Source organism: Pseudoduganella violacea, from assembly GCF_014191875.1.
Classification (GTDB): Bacteria; Pseudomonadota; Gammaproteobacteria; order Burkholderiales; family Burkholderiaceae_D; genus Rugamonas; species Rugamonas violacea_A.
In genome coordinates, this window is sequence record NZ_JACHXD010000008.1 from 142,733 (window position 1) to 164,057 (window position 21,325).

The window sequence follows — 21,325 nt, forward strand, 5'->3', positions numbered from 1 at the left end:
ATGTCGTTTTCGTTAAGTGAGGAAGGGGTGCCGCCGCGCCGTGGGCGGCACTGTGGAATTAGCTGCTTGTGGCTGGCGATCCGCTGGGCGGCAGGTGCGCGGCTGCGCGCTTGCGCAGTGCGGACTTGAACGCGCCCTGCTCCAGATTGCCGATCAGGGTTTGCGGATCGATATGCTGGCCGTTCTTCAAGGCTTCCAGGTGCAGATGGGGCCCGGAGACGCGGCCGCTGGCGCCGGAGCGGGCGATCAACTGGCCCGCCTTGACGCTGTCGCCGGGAAGCACCGAACGACTATCAAGGTGGGCATACAGGCTGCGCAAGCCATCCGCGTGCTCGATGACGACGACCTTGCCGTATTTTTCCTGCCCGGCATACAGGTCGGTGGACTCAGCCACCACGCCATCGGCCACCGCGCGCACCTCAGTGCCCGTCTTGGCAGCAAAATCGACGCCGTGGTGAATGCTGGCGGAACTCTTGCGGGGCACGCCAAAGAAGCTGCTGACGCGGCCATCGCGCATAGGCTTGAGCCATTGCGCCTTGCCGGACACGCCGCCAACGGCGCTGGACGCTTCTGCAGCAGTGGCTGCGGCTGCGGAAATGGCGGCATCGGTGCGACCCGGTTCTTCCCCGCGCCAGGCGAACGCCGGCTGCAGCAGGATACTGGCCCCAAGCAGCGCGCATACCGACGCCGTCAGCGAAACGCGGCCAACCCAATTCAGGCGCGCAACCAGCGGCTGGCGGATCAGGCGGATGCGCATGCCCAACGCAGCCAGGCCGTCGCCGCCAAAAGCAAGCGATGCATATTGGCTGGTCTGCATGGACTGCTGCTGGACTTTCAATTGACCCAGCAAGGCCGCCGCATAATTCTTATGCTGGGCCGGCGGCCGGCCGGCCAACACGCGCCGGTCGCAAGCCAGCTCCTGGGCCAGCGCGAGCTTTTCGCGCAGCCGCGAGAACACGGGATTGAACCAGAACAGGGTTTGCAGGGCGAGGCTCAGATGCAGGCAAAGCTGATCGCGGCTGCGCCAGTGCGTCAGCTCGTGCGCGACGATGAGTTCCTGCTGGCCCGGGTCCATGCCGCGCAAATGTTCGGGCAACAGCAGCATGGGCTGGAAGCAGCCCAGCAGCATCGGCGAGATGGGGGCGCTGGTTTCGCGGATGCGCAAGCCCTTATCCAGCAGGGCGGCGCTGTCCTCGCGGGCAAAGCCGGGATGCAGGCGCAGCATGCGCGCATCCAGGGCATAGGAGGCCTTCAGCAAAGCGGACAGCAAGCGGCGCACGCGCAGCCAGCGCGCGGCGGTTGCAAACAGGCCGCAGAGGTAGACCGCGAGCCAGGTCTGGCCAGCCATCAACAAGCCGGATGCGAAGCCGCCATCGGCGTCATCGGGAGCGGCGGTATCGGCCGCTTCATGCGCATCATCGGCATGGACATCGTTCTGGTTGGTGCCCACGGTTCGGCCGCTTTCGGCGGACACGCTGGCAGGCGGCGCATCGTGCAGCTCAATCGCGGGCAGCAGGCTGAAACCAGCGCTGCCCGGCATCAGCACGGCGGCAAAGCTGACGGCAACGGCCAACTGCGCCAGCAGCCAGACGCGCCGCCCCAGCGCCACTGCGGGCCAGAACCGGGCCGCCGCGTGCAGCAGCGCCCATACCAGCGCGCCGCTCAGCATGCAGGTCAGGCTGGCTTGCAGGAACAGCAGGAAAAAGTCCGAAACCATTATTCGTCCTCCGCCGGCCAATCCTGCAGCATGTCTTCCAGCTGCGCCAACTCGCCTTTGTCCACCAGTTTACTGCCGGTGAACATGCTGACCGGCAGCGGGCCGTCCATCTCCATCACGCGGCGGCCGAAATCGTGGGCAAAAGCGGCCAGGGTCGCGACTTTTTCCAGCGTCGCCTCATACACATGCACGCCGTGCACCGAATGCTGGCGCACCATCTGCTTTTCCAGCATGCGTTCCAGCGTCTTGCGCGTGGACGAATACGACCAGGCCAACTCCTCCGCCACGCGCTCGTGGATTTCGCGCGCGCTTAGCGGATGCGCCTTCCACAGGCATTTCAGCAAGCTCAATTCGGTTGTCGAGGGAATCAGCATCGTCACTCCTATATGACTGGAGCCACGATAGTACGACACTTGTCGCACACGGGCAAGCGCTTTATGCGACATCCGTCGCACATCCATGCCACCCCGGTGTCAAGGCGGGGAAATTTGACTTGGATCAAGGACTTTGCCGGTCCGGAATACGACACTGCCTGCGTACCTCTTGCAATGCGACACCAAACCGTGTGCTAGGAGAAGACCATGACTTCACTTGACGGCAAACTCGGCTATCAGCCCGGCTCCCTGGGCATTGCCGCCCTCGACGAGCCGCACCGCACCCTGCTGCGCCAATTCGCCATTCTCCCGGCACTGGACGACGAGCGCTTCCAGAACGCCTTTGGCGCCCTGTGCGACACCATCGGGCGCGACTTCCGCGAGGAAGAAGACATGATGGAAGCGATCGATTTTCCCGGTCTGGCCGCCCACCGCGAGCAGCATGCGCGCGTGCTGGCCGGCCTGCACCACTCGCTGGCCGCGCTGCAGCATGGCGACTATGGGCCGGCGCGGCGCGCCGCCGTGCTGCTGCCGGACTGGTTCGAACTGCATATCTCGACCATGGATGCGGTGCTGGCCATGGCCCTGGCCTGGCATGAGGCCCGCACGGCGGCCACCCCGGCCTGAATCCCTGAACCCTTTTCCCTTCGTCTGGAGTAAACATGAGCTATAAAACCATCCTCGTTCATGCCGACCTGTCGCGCGCCGCGCCGCAGCGCATCCGCATCGCCGCCGAACTGGCCAACGCAGGCAACGGCCATTTGATCGGCGCGGCGCTGACCAGCACGCTCGGCCTGATCCTGCCCGGCAGCTTTGAGCTGGGCGGCGAGGCCCTGGCCACGCAGATGGCGCTGATGCGGGAAGACGCGCAAAGCTCGCTGAGCCAGTTCGACGCCATCGCGCGCGCGGCCGGCGTGAATTCGGCCGAAAAGCGCATCGTGGACGACGATGCCGAAGGCGGCATGATGGTGCAGGCGCGCTACGCAGACCTCGTAGTGGTTGGCCAGTACGACCCGGACGACAAGCGCGCCGCCGCCCGTCCCGACCTGCCGGAGTACGTGATGCTCAACTCGGCCCGGCCGGTGCTGGTGGTGCCGTATGCGGGCAAATTCGAACGCGTCGGGCGCAAGGTGCTGCTGGCCTGGGATGCCAGCATGGAAGCCACGCGCGCCATCGCCAACGCCCTGCCGATGCTGAAGGCGGCCGATCTGGTGACGCTGGCCGTCTTCAACCCGGATGAACGCTACGGCAAGCATGGCGAGCAGCCGGGCGCCGACCTGGCCTTGTATCTAAGCCGCCACGGTGTCAAGGTTGAAGTCAGCGAGCAGCAGACCACCATGGACGTGGGTAACGCCCTGCTGTCGCTGGCGGCCGATATCGATGCCGACCTGCTGGTAATGGGCGGTTATGGCCACGCGCGCTTCCGCCAGTTGCTGATCGGTGGCGTAACGCGCACCATCCTCAAGTGCATGACGCTGCCGGTTCTGATGTCGCACTAAGCCTTCCCCCCCCGCTAAGCTCCCACTAAGGGCTTCACTGAGGCGCGTTCCGCAAGGAGACGCGCCTCTCTTTTTTCCCGGCGCAGCAACACCCGTCCTCCTCATTTCGCCAGCAACCACGGGCGTTATCCAACCTTAGCGCTTCGTGAAGATTCTGCGCCTTAGGCTACTTTTCACCGCGCCTTTCGCGTACATTTAATGTTTGTTTCACATAACCTTCATGCAGAATTAAGCCGCACCTTACTAAGATCGAAAGTGAACTCTCTTCTTTTGCCAACCCGGACCACAGAGACGTTCGACCGATTATTTTTTCAAGGTACGCTCATGCTTGCAGATCATCGTCCCGGCTGGTCCGTCACGACGTCACTCCCCAACAACGCCCTCAGCGCCAGTACGCGCATCGAGGATGTCGGCCGCAACTGGCAGGCCTGGCTGCTCACAGCCACCGCCCTGCTGCTATTCGCCCGTCTCGGTCTGATGTGGTTTGCGCCGCTGGCCGACACCACCGAAGCGCGCTATGGCGAAATCGCGCGCCAGGCTGTCAGCAACGGCTTCTGGCTGATGCCGCATATGGACCCGCAGACGCCCTTCTTCGCCAAGCCGCCGCTCTCCACCTGGAGCAGCGCCGCCTTCATGGCCGTCTTCGGCGTCAACGAGTTCGCCGCCCGCCTGCCGGCGCTGCTGGTGTCGCTGGGCGCGATCTGGATCACCATGCGCATGGCGGCCGAACTGGGTCTGCGCCAGCGCTGGCTGGTGATACCGGTGCTGGCGTCCTCGCCGCTGTTCTTTGCCAGCGCCGGCGCCGTCATGACCGACGCGGTGCAGATGGGCGTGGTGCTGGCCGCCCAATACTGCGCCTGGCAGGTTTGGCGCGAAGCACCGCAGACAAGCCGCTGGCGCCTGGCTTTCTGGGCCATGATCGGCCTGGGCGCCCTGTCCAAGGGTCTGGCGACCTGGGTGCTGATCGCGCTGCCGCTGGCCTCCTTCGCCTTCATGCAAGGCAAGCCTATGCAGTTGCTGCGCCGCCTGGCCGATCCGCGGGGCGTGCTGCTGGCTCTCGTCACCTTCCTGCCCTGGTATATCGCGGCCGAAGCGCGTTACCCCGGCTTCCTCAACTACTTCATCGTCGGCGAGCATTTCGCGCGCTTCCTGCAGCCAGGCTGGATGGGCGACCGCTATGGCACGGCCCACCGCCAGCCGCTGGGCGCCATCTGGATTTTCTGGACCGGCGCCATCCTGCCGTGGATAGGCGTATTCGGCTGCCTGCTGTTCCGCGCCGTGCAGCGCTGGAGGGGCCGTCCGGCCGTCATGCAGCCATTGGAATGCTTCCTGTGGTGCGCCACACTGGCGCCGCTGCTGTTCTTCACCTTCAGCCGCAACATCATCTGGACCTATGCGTTGACCGCGATTCCGCCGTTCGCCGTGCTGGCTGCGCAATGGCTGGAAGACAGCGCCGAGAGCCTGCAGCAGCGTAGCGCCCTGGGGCTGGCCGCCTTTGCCGCGCTGGTGCTCACTTGCGCGCCGCTGATCGAGCGCCAGATGAATGCCAACTCGGAGCGTGAACTGATCCAGAATTTCCTGCAGCATGCGCCCACCGGCGCGCAACTGCATTATCAAACCCATCCCGCCTTTTCCTCCGCTTTCTATTCCAAGGGAGCGCTGTGCAAGGGCGACTGTCACAGCAAGGTCGTTGTTATGGATAACCAAGAGGCCCAGCGCCTGCATATTCCCGCGGACCGCATCCGCTTTCAAGGCGCGCACCGCTCGCTGGTGGAGATTAAATAATGTCCGCGCCTTCGATCAATCTGAACCGCGCAGGGCGTAAAGCCATCTCGGTGGTCCTGCCCGTGCTGAACGAGGCGGCCTCGCTGTCCCTGCTGTTGCCCGAGCTGGCGGCGGCCCTGTCGCGCTGCGACGTCGACTGGGAACTGGTGATCGTCAACGACGGCGGCTGCGACAATCTGGAAGAGGTGGTGGCCAGGTTCGAGAGGCAAAGCATGTACAGCAATGTGCAGCTGCTGCGCCTTTCACGCAATTTCGGCAAGGAGGCGGCGCTGACGGCCGGTCTGGCGGCCGCGCGCGGCGACGCCGTGCTGTGCATGGATGGCGACGGCCAGCATCCGCCCGAGCTGATTCAGCGCATGGTGGCGGAATGGCGCTCCGGCCACGACATGGTGGTCGCGGCACAGTCCGACCGCAAGCACGAGAACCGCCTGCTGGCCTACGCCAAACAGCGCTTCTACCGCTTCCTCCAAAGCGGCGAACGCTTCAAGATTCCACCGAATGCCGGCGACTTCCGCTTGATGGACCGGCGCGTGGTGCAGGCCTTGATGCGGATGCCGGAACGCGCCCGCTTCATGAAAGGCTTGTACGCCTGGCTGGGCTTCAAGACCAGCATCGTGCCGTTTGCCGCCGCCGAACGCACGGCGGGATGCAGCAAATTCCGTCTGGGCCAATTGCTTGAACTGGCCTCGCTGGGCCTGACCTCCTTCTCCATGCGCCCGCTGCGCATGGTGTCGGCTGCCGGGGCCGTCATTTCGCTGTGCGCCCTGGCCTATGGTGTGTACATCCTGGCCGATACGCTGATCTATGGGAATCCGGTTTCCGGCTGGGCCACCCTGGCTTCCGGCATGATGCTTCTATCGGGGATCCAGCTGCTTTGCCTGGGTGTGATCGCCGAGTATCTGGGGCGCGTCTTCGAGGAGACCAAGCAGCGCCCCCTGTACATTCTGGATGAATGCATCGATCACAGCATGGTCGGCCAACAGGAACTGGCGAAGAAAGGCGTCAACTGAGATGCGCAAACTGATACTCTGCGCCGACGATTTCGCCCAGTCGAGCGCCATCAGCGAAGGCATTCTGCGCCTGCTGGAACAAGGCCGCCTTTCCGCCACCAGCGTGATGAGCGAGTCGCGCGAATGGCCGATACTGGCCGCGCCCCTGCGCCGTTTTTCTCAGGATGCCGATATCGGCCTGCACCTGAACCTGACCCACGATTTCCGCCAAGGGGAGGAGCAGGTGCGTCCGCTGTCCTACTGGCTGCTGGCAAGCCAGCTGCGACTGCTTTCCATCGACAAGCTGCGTGGCATCTTCCTGAACCAGATCGACCGCTTCTGCCATCATTTTGGCCGTCTGCCGGATTTCCTCGACGGCCACCAGCATATCCACGCCCTGCCCTGCGCGCGCACCGCGCTGTTCCAGGCCATGGAGCAACGCTGGAGCGGCGATGAGCGCCCCTATCTGCGCGCGCCCGACCTGCTGGCCAATCCCGGCGACGACCGTTTCAAGTCGCATCTGCTTTGCCTGCTCACCCACGGCTTTTCCTACCAGGCCAACCAGCTTGGGTATGCGACGCCCTCCTGGTTCGCAGGCATGTATTCGCTCTCGCCGGAAGCCGATTTCGCCGACCTGATGGAAAAATGGTTGGCCGACGCCCCTTCCGGCGCGCTGATGATGTGCCATCCTGGCCTGGAGGCCAACGATAGGGATGACCCTATCGGCGCCAGCCGCGCGCTGGAATATGCCTATCTGGCCAGCGAGCGCTTTGGCGAGGCGTGCCGCCGGCTCGGCATTACCCTGGGACGCTTCAATCCCGCCCTTCCGCTGTCGGCCGCCTGAGAGAAGCAGAGAAAGCGGCCGCAGTCCCCCGCCATGCCCGTATAATGGGCAACACGCAAGGGGGGCGACATGAGACGTCTTGGATTCCTGATGCTTCTTTCCACCGCGGCGGCAAGCTGCCCGGCGCAGGAACTCACCATGTATCTGATGGAAGTGCCGCCGCTGACCATCAATACGGCGGAACGCAAAGGCGTGGTAGGAGATATCGTGCTGGAAGCCATGCACCGCGCCGGCTATGAAGCAAAGCTGCTGGTGGTGCCCAGCAACCGCGCCCTGGCCGCTGTCGCCAATCCCGCCGCGCGCAACACCCTGATCATCCCCCTTGCCCGGGTCGAGGCTCGCGAGGACAAATACACCTGGATCGCCCCCATTCTCAAAGTCAACCGCGCCTTCTTCTCCCTCGACAAGACGGTCAACTCCTTTGAAGAGGCGCGCGCCGCCTTCAAGGTGATCGGCGCGGCCCGGGGCACGGCGGGCGTGCATATTCTGCGCGCGAACGGCTTTGCCGACGGCCAGATTTACGAACTCAATCAGGATCAAACGCCGCAGAAAATGCTGCTGAACCGGCGCATCGATGCCTGGTATGGGCCGGTCGCGGAAGGCAAGGCTTGGGTGAAAGCGAGCGATACCGACACCCGGGTGCAGGTCAGCGCCTCGCTCGGCCCCACCTACAACTACCTGGCTTGTTCCAAACACTGCGATGCGGAGCTGGTGTCGCGCCTGGGCAGCGCGCTGAAAACCATGGAAAAGGACGGCACCTCGAAAGCGATCCAGAAGAAGTATGGCGATATCGAATAGCCGTCCGCGGCAGACGATCAGGCGCGGTTGATCGACACGCCGCCGTCGACCAGCATGGCGGTACCGGTCGTGAAGCTCGACAGGTCGGAAGCCAGATACAGCACCGAACGCGCGATTTCGTCCGGCGAGGCCAGGCGCTTCAGGGCGTGCAGGCCGGCGACAAAGGACTTGGCTTCTTCCGTGTTGGCCACGGCGCGGCCCATGGGCGTATCCGTGCCGCCGGGCAGAATGGCGTTGACGCGGATGCCCTGCGGTCCCAGCTCCGCCGCCAACGCCTGCGTCAGGCCGATCAGGCCAGCCTTGCTGGCGGCGTAGGCCGCCATCTGCGGCATGCCCGCCGTATAGCCGACAAAGGTGGAGGTGAAGATCAGCGATGCGCCGCTGCGGCCTGCCATGGCGGGAATCTGGTGCTTGGCCGCCAGGAAGGCGCTGGTGAGATTGGTGTCCAGCGTATTGCGCCAGCCCTCCACGCTGACATCGCTGGTGGGTCCCATTTCGCCCAGGGTGCCGGCGTTATTGAAAGCGATATCGAGCTGGCCGAAACGCTCCAGCGCCGTGGCGACGGCTTGGCGCGCGCAGCGCTCGTCGGCCACGTCGCCCGCGCACGCCACGGCGCTGCCCGGTTCCAGGCTGGCGACCAGCGCGTCCAGTTCCGCCTGGCGGCGCGAGACCAGGACCAGCTTCGCCCCCTCCTGCGCGAACAGCTTGGCGGTGGCGTAGCCGATACCCGAACTGGCGCCGGTGATGATGGCTACCTTGTTATTTAACAGCTTCATTTCTGCTCCTTTCGCATGACAGACAGGTGTCTACGATAGGGCCGGCCGCCACGCCAGGCACTCCGCTTCTTGTCATTGAATTCCATCGCTGGCATTACAAAAGCCATACATTCCGGCCAAGTCGAGCATATATAGTAATTACTCCACCTTTGAACCGCCCGGAGCCCGTCATGCCTTCCCGCCCCGCATACCCGCTTTTGTGGCTGCTGCTCTATTTGCGGCTCGCGGAAGATCCTCCGATACCGGGATGGGCGGCATGGGAAGCGCTAGCGGCTGCAAATGGCAAAAAGCCGGCCTCGCAGTGAGGCCGGCTTTTTAAAGCGGTGGCAAGATAAACTACTTTAAGCCAGCCAGAGACCTTGTCCTGCTTGCTGCGCCTGGATCACCGCGTCCTGCGCGATCCAGCTGCCAACCAGCTCGGCGCGGCTGTGGGTGCCCAGATAGCTCACCCACGCTGCCTCGCCACCGGCCGCATTGGCGGCCAGGCCGCTATTGGCGTACAGCGCATGCACGAAGGCCGCGTTATCGAGCTTGCCGTACAGCTTCTGGAACTCGTCCGAAGCGCTGAAGCTGTTCACCATCTGCTGGCTGCTCGACTGCGAAACCAGCCACCAGTTGATGCCGCCCACGTCCGCCGCGCGGTCGAACACGGCCTGGTACAGCAGGCCCGCCGTTTTCAGGCGCGCCGCATCGGCTTGCGTGAAGGCCAGGCTGATGGTGCCGTCGCTGAACTCGGCCTGCTCGATGCTGCTCAAGGTATCGACGTCGGCGTTGGCCTTGTCGGCCACCTTGATCTGGCCATCGGCGCCCAGCAGGATCTTGTAATCGGCCTGCTTGCCGCTGTAGACCGCCGTGTCCTTGCCGTCGCCGCCGACCAGCACATCGCTGCCCGCGCCGCCCTCCAGACGGTCGTCGCCGCTGCCGTTGATCCAGCCGGATTCCTTCTCCAGCGTGGTCTTGGCGAAGACGCCCTCCTTGGCTTGCAGCTTGCGGTGTTCGTCGCTCAGGGCGAAGTTCAGCAGCACGTCGGCGCGCGTGACCTTGACGCCATAGCCGCCGCTCAATGCCTTGGTCCAGAATTCGAAGCCGCCCTTGTCCGCTGCGCGGCCCATGACCTGCTCATACAGCTTGTTCAGGAAGGCTTCATCGTCGATCGTGTCCATCTTGGCCGCTTTCCACTCGGCCGATGCTGCGAAGGACGCGGCCACGCTCGTCAACGAGGCTTTAACGCCGGTGTAGAAATTCAGGCCACCAATATCGGCCGCGCGGCCGAAGGCAGCGTGATACAGCAGGCCCAGATCGGCCAGCTTGTCCTTGCCCGCGTTGAGGAAGGCCAGCTCCGGCAGCTTGTTCAGCTCCGCCATCTGCACAGCCTCGTTCTGGCCGGGAGCAAACACGGCCTGCTCGTGGGAAGCCACAATCTCGCCTTTCGCGTTGACGCTGAAGCTCCAGGCGCCTTGATCGCTGCGGCCGCCCTGCAGCACATCGTTGCCGTTACCGCCGATCAGCGTATCGTTGCCGATGCCGCCGACCAGGGTGTCGTTGTCGGCGCCGCCATCGAGGATGTCGTTGCCGCCCGCGCTGCCCAGAATATCGTTGCCGCCGCCGCCTTTGAGCACGTCGTCATCGACGCCCAGGAAGATATTCTGGCTGGCGTTATCGCCCACCACATAGTTGCGGCCATCGCCGCCGCGCAGCGTCGCGTCGCCCACCACGGCGGCGAAGTCCACATTATTCAGTTGCAGCACCGCCCCCTTGGCCAGTTGGCTGGCATCGATCACCAGGCCGATGACGGTGCTGTTCGTGCCGCCGCCCGCTGGCGTGGTCGAGCTGCCGCTGATCAGGATCGGTTGTTTGATATCGCTACCGCTCACCAAGCTAGGCGTAATGGTTTTGCTGAGCACCGTGACGTCCTTGCCCAGACCATCGAGGAAGCTGGTGCCTTGCCCTTTCATATCCGCCTGGGTGGACGACGCGGCATCGGTTTTCTGCTCGATGCGGCGGATCAGGTCCAGCAAGGCCTGCTCCTTACTGAGCAGGACAGTCGAACCCTCCGCGCCCAGACCGGCGCCCACCGGCAGGCTGACGGTCAGCTTGGCTTCGCGGCCGCCGCTGGCGACGTCCAGCGCGATATCGGCCAGGCCTTTGTTGGGCGTCTTGCTGTCGTCCTGGCGGCCGCTCGTCACAGTCGGCACGGTCACGGTGGCCGTGCTGGTTCCGGTCACGGAGTCGGCCCCGATGGTCTTGCCCACAGTGACACCATCCATCACTTCCGGCACCGGCCGCGGCGCCTCAGGCTCAGGACGCGGCGTCGGCTTGATCGGTTCCGGCTTCACTTCCGCTTCCACGATGAAGAGCTTGCCCATATCGGGGTTAGCCGCCACGGCATTGCCCGCCTTGTCCTTGAGCGAGTTGGCGTTGAGGCTCACGGTATAGGTGCCGTATTCGTCCTTATCCCAACTGCCGCCGGGCGCCTCGGCGACATATCGCAGTCCATCATTCGTCGCTTCGGCTTGCACAATCTTCAGCTCACGGCCCTGGCTATCCTTGATGCTGATATTTCCCGGCTTGACGGAGCTGACATCGAGTCCGCTGCCAAAACCGTCCGTGAACGAGATTTTGGCAAAGAGCTTATTCAAAGCGGGGTCCGGGGCCGGAACCGATTGCAGATAGGCGTGTGGCGCTTCCTGATCCAATTGGAAGGTTCCGCTCACAGTCTTGCCCCAATTGCCCAAGTCATCCGCCACACCGACCTCGATGGTCCGTTTAGTCTCAGTCTGCGTAAACTGGCCCGGTTTCAAGAACCAGCGCAGCGGGTCTTGCGGATCGATGCCGGCGCTCACAAAGTTGCCGTTTCCCACTTTGACCCTGACCGCTTCCCCATCAGCCAAGGGCGCATCGAGCCTGCCGCTCAGAATCTGATCCTTGGAATTGGCGTAGAAATCGTTGGATGCGCTAGCAGCGCCATTCTCCAGCGTCAGACCGCTGACGGTGCGGAGCGGTCCTTCCTGGTCCACCAGGTAAGCGCGCTGCGCGATGATCTCGCTCTTGCCCGGACCATCATCGAGCCTGAGCTGGATGGTGCCACTGCCGGTCAGCGCCAGCCCCTTCCACAGCACATCCTTCTCACCGGCCGGGATGTTGATCGGGACCCAGCTCTTGCCATTATCCAGGCTGCCGAAGAGCAATTGCCCAGCCTTCAATGGCGTGTCGAGGGTCACCTTTACCTCCTGCGCGAGCTTGTTGGTGCGCAGCGAATCGTTCTTGGCAACAGCGCTGGTGAAGGCCAGGCCGCTTACCTGCACTTCCGGCGCGCTCACCTCCAGCACGATCTTGCGCGTGACCGAAGTGACGCCGTCACTGACTTCGACGGTAAAGCTGTCCGCGCCGGAGTAACCCAGCTGTGCTTGATAGCTCAAGCTGCCCTGGGGCGCGATATCGGCGGCGCCACTGTCGGCACGCGCGGCCACCAAGGCCTTGCCATGTTCAGCCGGGTCGCCCACCAGCTTCCATTCCAGCTTCTGGCCAGCGTCGGTATCGCTCACATGCAGCAGCTTGGCCAGATCGATGGCTTCCCCATTCGATTTGACTTTCACGGGCTGCTCGGCCTCCACAAACGTTGGCGCGGTGTTGGGCGGCGGCACCGCTACTTTGATATTGTCGATACCCCAGACCTGGGTTTTGTCGGTAGGACGGATAGTGACACGGCTAACGCCATCCAGGATGGCGCGATCCGCCTCCTGGTCAAAAGTCAGCACACCGGTTTTCGCGTCCAGCTGCGCCGTTACCGTCCCTTTGTCGGTGGTGAAATTGAATTCGCCCAGAATCTGGCCGGGGGAATACAGGGAAAGGCTCTGCAGATTAAACACCGCTCCGTTTAGACTGATCTCCAGCGGATTCGAGGCATCCTGTCCAGACTTCATCTGCGGCGTCATTTTGACGAAGACACCAGACATGGCCGGGCCGCCTTCAACACCCTGTTCCTCATATGTCAGAACCTTGGTCAGGGAGCGCAGCCTCAGTTGATAAGCACCCTGCGCTTCAACCATATTGTCGCGGTCATCGCCCAACCATTCGGCCCCGTCCAGGCCAAAGCTCAATTCAATCGGTGCAGCATTTTGTACCATTGCCATATCCATTGCTTTAACAATACCAAATGGCAATTATAATTTCTTTTTGGAAATTACGTAAATACGGCAAAATGCCTAGGCGGCCGTGGACGAGGAACCACCCATCGGCAATGGCGAAGTCTTGGCCAGCAGCTTGCGCGCCAAGGCGGCGCGAACAGCGCGATCCAGATAGATCAGGACAAAGGCCGCCGGTACCGCAACCAGGGTAGCGCCGAGAAGCTTTTGCAGCGGCGGCAAGGCCAGGAATTTCGGCATGGCATACAGCAGCTGGTAAATGGGCATGTGGATGACATACAGGGGATAGGACAGCTCGCCCAGCATGGAGCAGCCGCGCCGCAGCGCGCCGTGCACATCGATACCGGCGCAGCAGATGATCAGTGCTGGGACGATAAAGAAGATGTTCGCGAGCTGAATTTGCTTTTGCGCCAAGGCAAAGGCGCTAAAGCTGGCCAGAATCAGGCCATAGGCCATCCAGGCTGGCGTCTTCGTCTGGTACAGCTTGGCATCGGATATCCACACGCCCACGAAAAATCCCGCGATCACGCGGGGGAAGCCGCCGATAAAGGTTTCATAGCCCCAGCCTGGATTATTAAATCGGGCGCAGGTCAGGAAATACAGGCAGATCAACCCGAGCAATATCCCGATATGCAAGGTCCGGCGGTACTTCACCACCACGAAGAAGAAGAGGATATTGACGAAGAGCTCAAAGAAAAGCGACCAGGACGGACCGTTCAGTGGAAAAATCGGCCCAAAGACAAGCTCCTGGGCAAAGGGCCATGATATCTGGTTAAAGTAAGGCAGCATGAAGAGGCCGAGTGCGGCCGCTTTCGCAATCTCGGTCTGGTTGGGGCCGCCGTTAGCTGGCGGTACCGTTACCAAGGTCGCCCACAGGCCCAAAGCCAGGCCCAGCAGATAAAGCGGCATCAAGCGTATCAGCCGCGCCTTGAAGAAGGTCGCGAAGGACATGCCCTCCAAAATGCGCGAGCCGTAGCTGCGGGCAATTACAAAGCCGGAAAGAACAAAGAACATATCCACGGCAACCCCGGCGCCTGGCAGCCAGGGAAGGCCGCTGCGCTGGGTAAAGTGAAGCACCATAACAGCCAGTGCGGCCAGCCCGCGCACACCATCGAGGAGGTCAAAGCGCTTCTTGGAAGTGGATTTCATCAGCAAAAATTAATAAGAAGAAAATGTTTTCCATTCTATATTAATTTAAGAATAACTGTCACACGCCTGAAGCATGACATGGGTTCGCTGTGGCAGCGCGGCCATGCTCATTGCTTACCGGGAGGCGTATCATCCTCCTGCTTTTGCAACCTCGCCTCGGCAGCCTTCATGCCGTCGATCAGCTCCTCAATTTCAATGAGTCCGTGACGGTAGCGCTGCGCGGCGTCGTCCAGGATGCGCCAAGCGCCGACAAGCTTTCGATACTGATGGTCTGGCTGAACGAAGCCGACAACGGCCATACAGGTGGAGGCAATGATTGCGGCCACCTTGACCGCCTCTCCAGTGGTCGCCGCGGCGATCGTGGCGGCCACCACGCCGCCAATGCCGAATCCATAGTGGCAGATGACAAAAAACCAGAAAGAACAGAACCAGCCGTCCAGCCGGCGCTGGATTTCGGCCGGCAGATCACGAACTGGCCCCGGCACAGGCCGGGCGGCTGGCTTCAAGCTTGTTTTGGTCGTACCCATATCGCATCGCTCCTGGCGAAGAGAGTAGCGCGCCAGCCTGGTCCGGAATCGGCCAGGCTTCGGGCACTGGGGGCGTAGACGAAAGATCATACCGTGGCCGAGATCGCCGCACGAAAACAGGCGCGCGACGGCCTGATTCGGCGAGCTTTATATCAACCTGGCCAAACGCTAGCTGTCGGCGGCGCGCCACGAAGCCCCGGGCCTTCTCGGCTATCGGTCAACACCACTACATCGTGGCCGCCGCGCCGCGTCGTGAAAAGACAAACGTCGACGCAGCATCTCCGGCGCTATTTACTGAACATCCAACAGCTCAACATCAAAGATCAGGTTCGCGTTCGGTGGAATCGGGCCAACACCATTCGCACCGTAACCCATCTCCGACGGCACAATAATCGTGCGCTTTCCACCCACCTTCATGCCCTGCACTCCGACGTCCCAGCCCTTGATTACCTGACCGCCATCGACCTTGAAGGTGAACGGCGAACGCCCCACCGAGGAATCAAACTTGGCGCCATGCTGCGACTCAGCCTGCGGCTCATACAGCCATCCCGTGTAATTGACGACGGCGGTAGAGCCGGCAGTCGCCTCCTTGCCGGTGCCAACCACGGCATCAATCTTTTGCAGGGAAATCGCCGGAGCCGCCTCGGACGAAGTTGGCGCCGGCGACTCAGCGCGCTTGCAAGCGGACATGGCAAGGGCCATCGTCAGGGCAACGGCCGAGTAGGAGAGCAATTTTTTCAAATGAATATCTCGCATGAGTAAGTGATGGGAAATGCCGCAGCAGCATACATCTTGCGGCACGGTAAGCACAAGACGGGAAATCTACCACTTCGGGATGACATGAAGTCAACAAGATTCGGTACGATTGCTGTCCGACCAATTTCTGCATAGCAGAGGTAAACATTTTCGCTGGCCAATTTCAGCTAAGTTTTCGTTATATGGACATGCCAAGGCCGTCGTAATCTGCGTCCCGATCCGTTGATGTAATGTCTTGTAAGTCGAGTGTTTTATTCTTCGCGGCAGATAAGAATTTTTTTCTCGGCGGCAACGTAAGCATCACGAGCAATTTTAAATTCTGACGTCGACTGGGATGCATAGTTAATTGCAAGCGGTTTCAAGGTTTCGATCAGTAAGCTGTGCCAGTGGTTCGAGACGCCGCGCCGGACCTTGTACTACAGGGCAGTCAAGGCGACGTCGAAGGTGCAGCCACGCTTTGCCGAACCAATCAAGGCCATGATCAACGAGGAGCCATCATTCGGTTACTGATGCTGACCTGCTTTGAGAATTTGTAGCCACCGCCACAATTAGTCTTCGACTTTACGCCGCCCTTTTTTGGCGCCGCAGATTCCCGACCAAAGCTGGGGTGCGGTTGCCGAGCGCAGAATGCGGCCGCTCATTGTTATAGAAGTGCCGCCATTTTTCAATCACGAGTTTGGCTTCTTGGCGGCTTAGGAACCATTCCCGATTCAGACACTCGTCGCGCAGCTTGCCATTAAAGCTCTCAACGAATCCATTTTGCCAAGGGCTACCGGGCGTAATATAGGCGGGCCCTACGTTCCGGTCGCGCAGCCATTTCATGACTGCTGTTGCGGCGAACTCGGGGCCATTGTCTGACTCATGCAGCAACGCTTTGTGGATGACGAGTCGGTACTCAATCGAGTGTTTAGGCACCAGAGTTTAACCGATAGGGACAACTGCTGGTAACCAATACGAGAGAGGAACGTCGCCGGATTAGTCTAGCTCAGTTGGAAAAAATATTATATGAGTCTTTTGATTGTTACATTCTTTGAGTTTTATCGAACCCTCTTTCGGTACAATTGATTTTCCTGCAGAGTCACATTGGCCTGCGGTAACTGCTGAATAGGATTTTAAATGAGTTGATCTATAGAAACGCCGGGTATTTCGACCGCAGATATGTCGCAGCTAACCCTTACATTGGAGTATATTAAGAAAAGCCCTAACATGTCGCTGTTTTATCAGCACCTGGACGGTCTCACTATGTATGTCGGCCCGAACGTGAACACGGCAGCCCTGCCACAGTCTGGGCAGATCATGTGGAATCCTTATCAAGGATTACAGGTTATTTCGCGCGAAGGTGTTCTCGGGATCCAGTCGGCTGCAATGGGACTGGTTCATGAAATTGCTCACGTTATTTTTGGTCACGATGAGGCACAAGCGACCGCATTTGAAACACGTGTAGCCATCGATCTAGGAGAGCCGATTCGCGCAGATTACAACGCTATTGGCGAAGATGTAAGAATCAGGAACTCGACACAGCACACAGACAATGGAACTTGGACAACCTTCAATAAAGCACAGGGTATGATAAAGTGGGGAGTGTACGATGGCGGCATTAACCCGCCCAATTTGGGAAACGGATTTCCGATGCCGCCTCCAAACGCGCCTAAGGGTTGGGGCTATGCTACGTCTTATTATTACATGGATAATGGTCGCCTGATTGATAACAGTCATTGGCAGGATGTACCACAAAGATCCGTACCTAACGATTTTGATACCCGGATTTTTGAATCCTATCTAACACAGGACAATGCGGAACCGGTCACCGCATCGCCAATAGAACATAATGACGTGCACCTTGCTGCAGTACAAATCATCGGAGTGCACGAGTCGGTGCCTTATTGATTACAAAGTGAGCATCCTGGTTTTTATAATGCTTTCGTACTGATTGGAGAAGTAATGAAGTTTTTTTAGTAATGGCGCTTACCATGACGTCAGCAGCTTGCATGGGCCAGACAACAATACCTAAGAATGAAAAGGCATTAAACGGGATGCCCCGTGCTAGCGAAAGTACACCTGCGAAAACTCTACCGAAAACCATATATGGGGAAGCGTTGCCGTCGTCGCTAGACGATCAGTTCGTTTGGGATGAATTCAATCATCGCGGGAAGCTGGTGTGGGCTTGCAGGGGCTCGAAAACCGGGCAATTCGTGGCCAATTCATATTGCGCTATGCAATCGATGGTCGATTCCAGATGGCCGGATAAAGACACGCCTAAAGGGTACAGTGGCGTTCTCAATTTTGATTAAGAGCCACTAGCACAAGTCATCCACGAACTTCGAAGTTATGGTCGCAACCGCCATTGACAGCAACGCTTTGTGAATGTTGGTCTGGCGCTCAAAAGGGATTCGTAGCTTCCCAAAGCCAACAAGCCAGGAATGTGTCGCTCCACGACCCAGCAGTGTTGGCCAATTTAAATCCATCGCATCAAATCCCCTCGATAGTGCTACGGCATTCGTGAGCAGTGTATATGGCGTTCTGAACTGTGTCTAACCGTTTCAGCCAATCATTCAGCCAGAGTTCCGATCACTGATCGCCAAAATGGTATCAGGCTGACGGGTAGTGTCCGTATAATCTAGCCAATATTCTTATTTAATGTCGTTCTGCATTTTCCAAGGCACGAAGTGCAGACTGTTGCGCACCATATGGACGTTACGCAGCTAAACAGGGGGCCAGATGGGTCATGCCGACACCACCATGATCATGCGGACATACGGTAAATGGATCACTACCGGCCTCGATAGCGGACGCCGCAAGCGCTTGCTTGCGCTCTACAGCCAGACCAATCCCAAGCGGGGCGAGGAATCTCCCAGATTCTCGGAATGACGAACTCGCGCGCGTGTTGAAGTTGTGCACGCACGTAAACGAAAACAGCCGGCTTTAGCCGGCTGTTTTCTTGCAGAGGGGCAGGCATGTCGCATTGCCCCAAATTTACCCCAAGTTTCTATCAGCACCTAGCATTTCGCCTGTAAGTCTCTGATATTAAACTATTTGTTCTGGTGGGAAGTGCAAGTTTCGAACTTGCGACCCCTGCAGTGTGAATGCAGTGCTCTACCCCTGAGCTAACCTCCCGAAGTGGCACTATTATAGACGACGAACACAAAAAGTAAAAGGGTCAAATAAAACTAATTACAGACCGGCACTCACGCGGCGGCTGCACGCCAGAGGCAGTTGCCCTTCACTGCCTTGTCCAGGCCGTTGAGCAAGTCTTCGTGGGCGGCGACTTCATCGGCACTGGCGGACAGCACCAGCACATCGGCCAGCGCCACATGTTCCAGATGCACACCGCCACTGGTGGCCTCGACTTCCACGTCCATGCTCAGGCTGTTCTGGCCGCGCGTCATCGCCAGGTACACATCGGCCAGCAATTCCGCGTCAAGCAATGCGCCGTGCAGCTTGCGGTGGGCGTTGGAGATGCCGAAGTGGTCGCACAGCGCGTCCAGCGAGTTACGCTTGCCGGGACGCATTTCCTTGGCCTGCACCAGGGTGTCGATGACGCTGCCATAGTGGCCGTCGAACGGTGGCAGATTCATCATCTTGAACTCGTGGTTCAGGAAGGCCAAGTCGAACGGCGCGTTGTGAATGATCAGCTCAGCGCCACGGATATACTCGCGGAACTCTTCCACCACTTCGTGAAAGCGCGGCTTGTCGCTGAGGAACTCGGTGGTCAGGCCGTGCACCGCCAGCGCGCCCTCTTCCGATTCGCGGTCGGGATTGAGGTAGAAGTGCAAATTATTCCCGGTGAGCATGCGGTTATGCAGCTCGACGCAGCCGATCTCGACGATGCGGTTGCCCAGTTTCGGGTTAAAGCCGGTGGTTTCGGTATCGAGGACGATTTGACGCATAGATCTGTGCAGAAGAAGAAATGAAGCAAGCCGGGCAGTATAGCAAAGCCCGGCCGTAAAGGCTTATTTGCGGCGCACCGTGTCGACGCCGCGGTTGGCCAGCTGGTCGGCGCGCTCATTGCCGGGGTGGCCGTTATGGCCGCGCACCCAGCGCCATTCGACCTTGTGCATGGCCTGGGCCTGGTCCAGCGCCTGCCACAGGTCGGCGTTCTTGACCGGTTCCTTGGACGCGGTCTTCCAGCCGCGCGCCTTCCAGCCGTGAATCCATTCGCTGATGCCTTTTTGCACATACTGGCTGTCGGTGTGCAGCACCACGTCGCAAGGCCGCTTGAGCGCCTTGAGCGATTCAATCACGGCCATCAACTCCATGCGGTTGTTGGTGGTGTTCAGCTCGCCGCCAAACAATTCTTTTTCGGCATCGCCGGCGATCAGCCAGGCGCCCCAGCCGCCGATGCCGGGATTGCCCTTGCATGCGCCGTCGGTAAAAATTTCTACTTTATCCATCCTGCCGTTCTCTATGTTTGTTCGTGGCCGGCACGCCGACGGCGGCCGTTGCCCGGTTCTTGCTCCACGCCGGGCCGATCAGGCGCATGCCTTTGACGCGCTTGATGGCCTGCACCGCGTATACCGCGCCCAGATAAGGCCACCAGCGGGCGCCGGCATGGTCCATGAAGGCATAGCGCTTGAGCCATTTTTCGGTGCGGCACGCCGGGGCGTAGCAGCCGAAATGGCCATTGCTGACTTCCATATTCAGCAATTTTAACCAGTCTTTGATGCGGGGCATAGAGATGAACTCGCCCGCTTGCGGTAGATAATGGCTGCCGGTGATGCGTCCGGTCACGCGCCGCACGCCCCATAAGCTGGCCGGATTGAAGCCACAGATGATCAGTTTGCCCTCGGGGATGAGCACGCGCTCGACCTCGCGCAAGACCTGGTGCGGCTCGGCGGCGAATTCCAGCACATGGGGCAGCACCACCAGATCCAGGCTCTGCGAGGCGAATGGCAGCTCGGCATAGTCGAAGGTGACGGCGACCTGGCGCGCATCGCCGGGCTGGCGCCGCGCGCGCGTATCGGCCAGCCATTTGTTCGGCATGCGGTTGGCCGCCAGCGCGTCGATTTGCGGCGTGCCGATCTGCACCGCGTTGAAGCCGAAGATATCGGCGGTCAAGGCGTCGAGCGTGGCCTGCTCCCAGGCGCGCGCGTAAGCGCCGGCCGGCGTTTGCAGCCAGCTGTCCAGCGCTATAATGGATTTTTCGGATGTCGCACTATCCATGCCACTGCCTTATGACCAATTCCGCTCTCCAAGTTCTGACCGTTCCTGCATTCAATGATAATTACCTTTGGCTCATCCATGACGGCCAGCATGCCGCCGTGGTCGATCCAGGCGACGCGCTGCCGGTCCAGGCCGCCTTGGCGGCGCATGGCCTGACTCTCTCCGCCATTCTACTCACCCACCACCATGCTGACCACATCGGTGGCGTATCCCAGCTATTGCAACATGGCAGCGTGCCGGTGTTCGGACCGCGCCATGACGGCATCGCCGCCGTCACGCAGGCGCTGGGCGATGGCGATGCCATCACGGTGCCAGGACTGGACTTGCGTTTGCGGATACTCGATGTGCCGGGCCATACCAAGGGCCACATCGCTTATGTGCGCGACGGCGCCGAGCCCTGGCTGTTCTGCGGCGACACCTTGTTCGCGGCCGGCTGCGGCCGCCTGTTCGAAGGCACGCCGGCGCAGATGGCCGCCTCGCTCGACAAGCTGGCCGCCCTGCCCGACGCCACCCTGGTCTACTGCGCCCATGAATACACCCTGTCCAATCTGCGTTTCGCCTGCGCGGCCGAGCCGGGCAACGGCGTCCTGCACGAGCGCGTCGTCAGCGATAGCCGGAAGCGCGAACATGGGGTGCCGACCGTGCCCAGCACCATCGGTCTGGAGAAGGCCACCAACCCCTTCCTGCGCTACCGCGAGCCGGCCATTGCCAGCCAGCTGCAAAGCGCGGGCAAGCTGGCGCATGGCGCCGCGCCGCTGGAAGTCTTTGCCGCACTAAGAGAATGGAAAAACCACTTTTAATGGAGA

The 21,325-nt window shown here is 60.6% G+C and carries 18 protein-coding genes, 1 tRNA gene and 1 pseudogene; 8 read left to right on the forward strand and 12 right to left on the reverse strand.

The features are described 5' to 3' along the window. Positions 1-58 precede the first annotated feature (58 nt). Positions 59-1,717 carry a M23/M56 family metallopeptidase gene (locus FHS03_RS15365; RefSeq protein ID WP_183441825.1) on the reverse strand — a complete coding sequence of 553 codons (1,659 nt, stop codon included), beginning with the start codon at positions 1,715-1,717 and terminating at the stop codon, positions 59-61. Continuing rightward, the gene (locus FHS03_RS15370; RefSeq protein WP_176349427.1) at positions 1,717-2,091 is read right to left on the reverse strand and encodes a BlaI/MecI/CopY family transcriptional regulator; all 375 of its coding nucleotides are present in this window, start codon (positions 2,089-2,091) and stop codon (positions 1,717-1,719) included. Before FHS03_RS15370 ends, FHS03_RS15365 begins: the two co-directional genes overlap by 1 nt. Before the next feature lie 207 nt (positions 2,092-2,298). On the opposite strand from FHS03_RS15370, the gene FHS03_RS15375 reads away from it, so the two are divergent. The 6 genes from FHS03_RS15375 (at position 2,299) to FHS03_RS15400 (ending at position 8,006) form a co-directional block, all read left to right on the forward strand. Continuing rightward, entirely contained in the window at positions 2,299-2,718 is a 420-nt protein-coding gene (locus tag FHS03_RS15375) for a bacteriohemerythrin (RefSeq protein WP_183441826.1), read from the forward strand. Positions 2,719-2,753: 35 nt separating this feature from the next. Further along, positions 2,754-3,590, forward strand: coding sequence for a universal stress protein (locus FHS03_RS15380; RefSeq protein WP_183441827.1), 837 nt, complete (start codon positions 2,754-2,756; stop codon positions 3,588-3,590). A gap of 324 nt (positions 3,591-3,914) precedes the next feature. Next, positions 3,915-5,375: an ArnT family glycosyltransferase gene (locus FHS03_RS15385; RefSeq protein WP_183441828.1), complete on the forward strand. Its 1,461-nt coding sequence runs from the start codon at positions 3,915-3,917 to the stop codon at positions 5,373-5,375. Continuing rightward, the gene (locus FHS03_RS15390) at positions 5,375-6,385 is read left to right on the forward strand and encodes a glycosyltransferase family 2 protein (protein WP_183441829.1); all 1,011 of its coding nucleotides are present in this window, start codon (positions 5,375-5,377) and stop codon (positions 6,383-6,385) included. Before FHS03_RS15385 ends, FHS03_RS15390 begins: the two co-directional genes overlap by 1 nt. A 1-nt stretch (position 6,386) precedes the next feature. Continuing rightward, entirely contained in the window at positions 6,387-7,208 is an 822-nt protein-coding gene (locus FHS03_RS15395; RefSeq protein WP_183441830.1) for a ChbG/HpnK family deacetylase, read from the forward strand. 90 nt (positions 7,209-7,298) lie between these two features. Next, entirely contained in the window at positions 7,299-8,006 is a 708-nt protein-coding gene (locus tag FHS03_RS15400) for a substrate-binding periplasmic protein (RefSeq protein ID WP_183441831.1), read from the forward strand. A gap of 17 nt (positions 8,007-8,023) precedes the next feature. Here the strand turns inward: FHS03_RS15400 and FHS03_RS15405 are convergent, their stop codons facing one another. The 6 genes and pseudogenes from FHS03_RS15405 to FHS03_RS15430 form a co-directional block, all read right to left on the reverse strand. Next, a complete protein-coding gene (locus FHS03_RS15405) occupies positions 8,024-8,782 on the reverse strand; it encodes an SDR family oxidoreductase (protein ID WP_183441832.1) in 759 nt (252 codons plus the stop codon). 341 nt (positions 8,783-9,123) lie between these two features. After that, complete coding sequence (locus tag FHS03_RS28535) at positions 9,124-12,909, reverse strand: DUF4214 domain-containing protein (RefSeq protein ID WP_183441833.1); 3,786 nt, start codon at positions 12,907-12,909, stop codon at positions 9,124-9,126. Positions 12,910-12,987: 78 nt separating this feature from the next. Further along, positions 12,988-14,076 carry an acyltransferase family protein gene (locus FHS03_RS15415; RefSeq protein WP_183441834.1) on the reverse strand — a complete coding sequence of 363 codons (1,089 nt, stop codon included), beginning with the start codon at positions 14,074-14,076 and terminating at the stop codon, positions 12,988-12,990. A gap of 107 nt (positions 14,077-14,183) precedes the next feature. Then, a complete protein-coding gene (locus FHS03_RS15420; RefSeq protein WP_183441835.1) occupies positions 14,184-14,603 on the reverse strand; it encodes a hypothetical protein in 420 nt (139 codons plus the stop codon). A gap of 291 nt (positions 14,604-14,894) precedes the next feature. Then, the gene (locus tag FHS03_RS15425) at positions 14,895-15,344 is read right to left on the reverse strand and encodes an FKBP-type peptidyl-prolyl cis-trans isomerase (RefSeq protein ID WP_229426235.1); all 450 of its coding nucleotides are present in this window, start codon (positions 15,342-15,344) and stop codon (positions 14,895-14,897) included. A 576-nt stretch (positions 15,345-15,920) separates the two neighbouring features. After that, positions 15,921-16,217: pseudogene (locus FHS03_RS15430) on the reverse strand (integrase core domain-containing protein); the annotation flags it as partial. Between the two features lie 348 nt (positions 16,218-16,565). On the opposite strand from FHS03_RS15430, the gene FHS03_RS15435 reads away from it, so the two are divergent. Next, a complete protein-coding gene (locus FHS03_RS15435; protein ID WP_183441837.1) occupies positions 16,566-17,246 on the forward strand; it encodes a hypothetical protein in 681 nt (226 codons plus the stop codon). 1,152 nt (positions 17,247-18,398) lie between these two features. On the opposite strand, the gene FHS03_RS15440 is transcribed toward FHS03_RS15435, so the two are convergent. From FHS03_RS15440 to FHS03_RS15455, 4 genes are all read right to left on the reverse strand, one after another. Continuing rightward, a tRNA-Val gene (locus tag FHS03_RS15440) sits at positions 18,399-18,473 on the reverse strand. Positions 18,474-18,544: 71 nt separating this feature from the next. Next, entirely contained in the window at positions 18,545-19,246 is a 702-nt protein-coding gene (gene dnaQ / locus FHS03_RS15445) for a DNA polymerase III subunit epsilon (protein WP_183441838.1), read from the reverse strand. A gap of 63 nt (positions 19,247-19,309) precedes the next feature. Beyond that, entirely contained in the window at positions 19,310-19,750 is a 441-nt protein-coding gene (gene rnhA / locus FHS03_RS15450; protein WP_183441839.1) for a ribonuclease HI, read from the reverse strand. After that, positions 19,743-20,519 (reverse strand): class I SAM-dependent methyltransferase, encoded by a 777-nt coding sequence (locus tag FHS03_RS15455; RefSeq protein ID WP_183441840.1) that lies wholly within the window; start codon positions 20,517-20,519, stop codon positions 19,743-19,745. Before FHS03_RS15455 ends, rnhA begins: the two co-directional genes overlap by 8 nt. Positions 20,520-20,530: 11 nt before the next feature. On the opposite strand from FHS03_RS15455, the gene gloB reads away from it, so the two are divergent. Further along, a complete protein-coding gene (gloB, locus tag FHS03_RS15460) occupies positions 20,531-21,319 on the forward strand; it encodes a hydroxyacylglutathione hydrolase (protein ID WP_183441841.1) in 789 nt (262 codons plus the stop codon). Positions 21,320-21,325: the final 6 nt, after the last annotated feature.

Excerpts from the sequence above, each read along its gene's own strand:
- FHS03_RS15365 (WP_183441825.1), bottom strand. The coding sequence starts at position 1,717 with ATGGTTTCGGACTTTTTCCTGCTGTTCCTGCAAGCCAGCCTGACCTGC.
- FHS03_RS15370 (WP_176349427.1), bottom strand. The coding sequence starts at position 2,091 with ATGCTGATTCCCTCGACAACCGAATTGAGCTTGCTGAAATGCCTGTGG.
- FHS03_RS15375 (WP_183441826.1), top strand. The coding sequence starts at position 2,299 with ATGACTTCACTTGACGGCAAACTCGGCTATCAGCCCGGCTCCCTGGGC.
- FHS03_RS15380 (WP_183441827.1), top strand. The coding sequence starts at position 2,754 with ATGAGCTATAAAACCATCCTCGTTCATGCCGACCTGTCGCGCGCCGCG.
- FHS03_RS15385 (WP_183441828.1), top strand. The coding sequence starts at position 3,915 with ATGCTTGCAGATCATCGTCCCGGCTGGTCCGTCACGACGTCACTCCCC.
- FHS03_RS15390 (WP_183441829.1), top strand. The coding sequence starts at position 5,375 with ATGTCCGCGCCTTCGATCAATCTGAACCGCGCAGGGCGTAAAGCCATC.
- FHS03_RS15395 (WP_183441830.1), top strand. The coding sequence starts at position 6,387 with ATGCGCAAACTGATACTCTGCGCCGACGATTTCGCCCAGTCGAGCGCC.
- FHS03_RS15400 (WP_183441831.1), top strand. The coding sequence starts at position 7,299 with ATGCTTCTTTCCACCGCGGCGGCAAGCTGCCCGGCGCAGGAACTCACC.
- FHS03_RS15405 (WP_183441832.1), bottom strand. The coding sequence starts at position 8,782 with ATGAAGCTGTTAAATAACAAGGTAGCCATCATCACCGGCGCCAGTTCG.
- FHS03_RS28535 (WP_183441833.1), bottom strand. The coding sequence starts at position 12,909 with ATGGTACAAAATGCTGCACCGATTGAATTGAGCTTTGGCCTGGACGGG.
- FHS03_RS15415 (WP_183441834.1), bottom strand. The coding sequence starts at position 14,076 with ATGAAATCCACTTCCAAGAAGCGCTTTGACCTCCTCGATGGTGTGCGC.
- FHS03_RS15420 (WP_183441835.1), bottom strand. The coding sequence starts at position 14,603 with ATGGGTACGACCAAAACAAGCTTGAAGCCAGCCGCCCGGCCTGTGCCG.
- FHS03_RS15435 (WP_183441837.1), top strand. The coding sequence starts at position 16,566 with ATGTCGCTGTTTTATCAGCACCTGGACGGTCTCACTATGTATGTCGGC.
- dnaQ (WP_183441838.1), bottom strand. The coding sequence starts at position 19,246 with ATGCGTCAAATCGTCCTCGATACCGAAACCACCGGCTTTAACCCGAAA.
- rnhA (WP_183441839.1), bottom strand. The coding sequence starts at position 19,750 with ATGGATAAAGTAGAAATTTTTACCGACGGCGCATGCAAGGGCAATCCC.
- FHS03_RS15455 (WP_183441840.1), bottom strand. The coding sequence starts at position 20,519 with ATGGATAGTGCGACATCCGAAAAATCCATTATAGCGCTGGACAGCTGG.
- gloB (WP_183441841.1), top strand. The coding sequence starts at position 20,531 with ATGACCAATTCCGCTCTCCAAGTTCTGACCGTTCCTGCATTCAATGAT.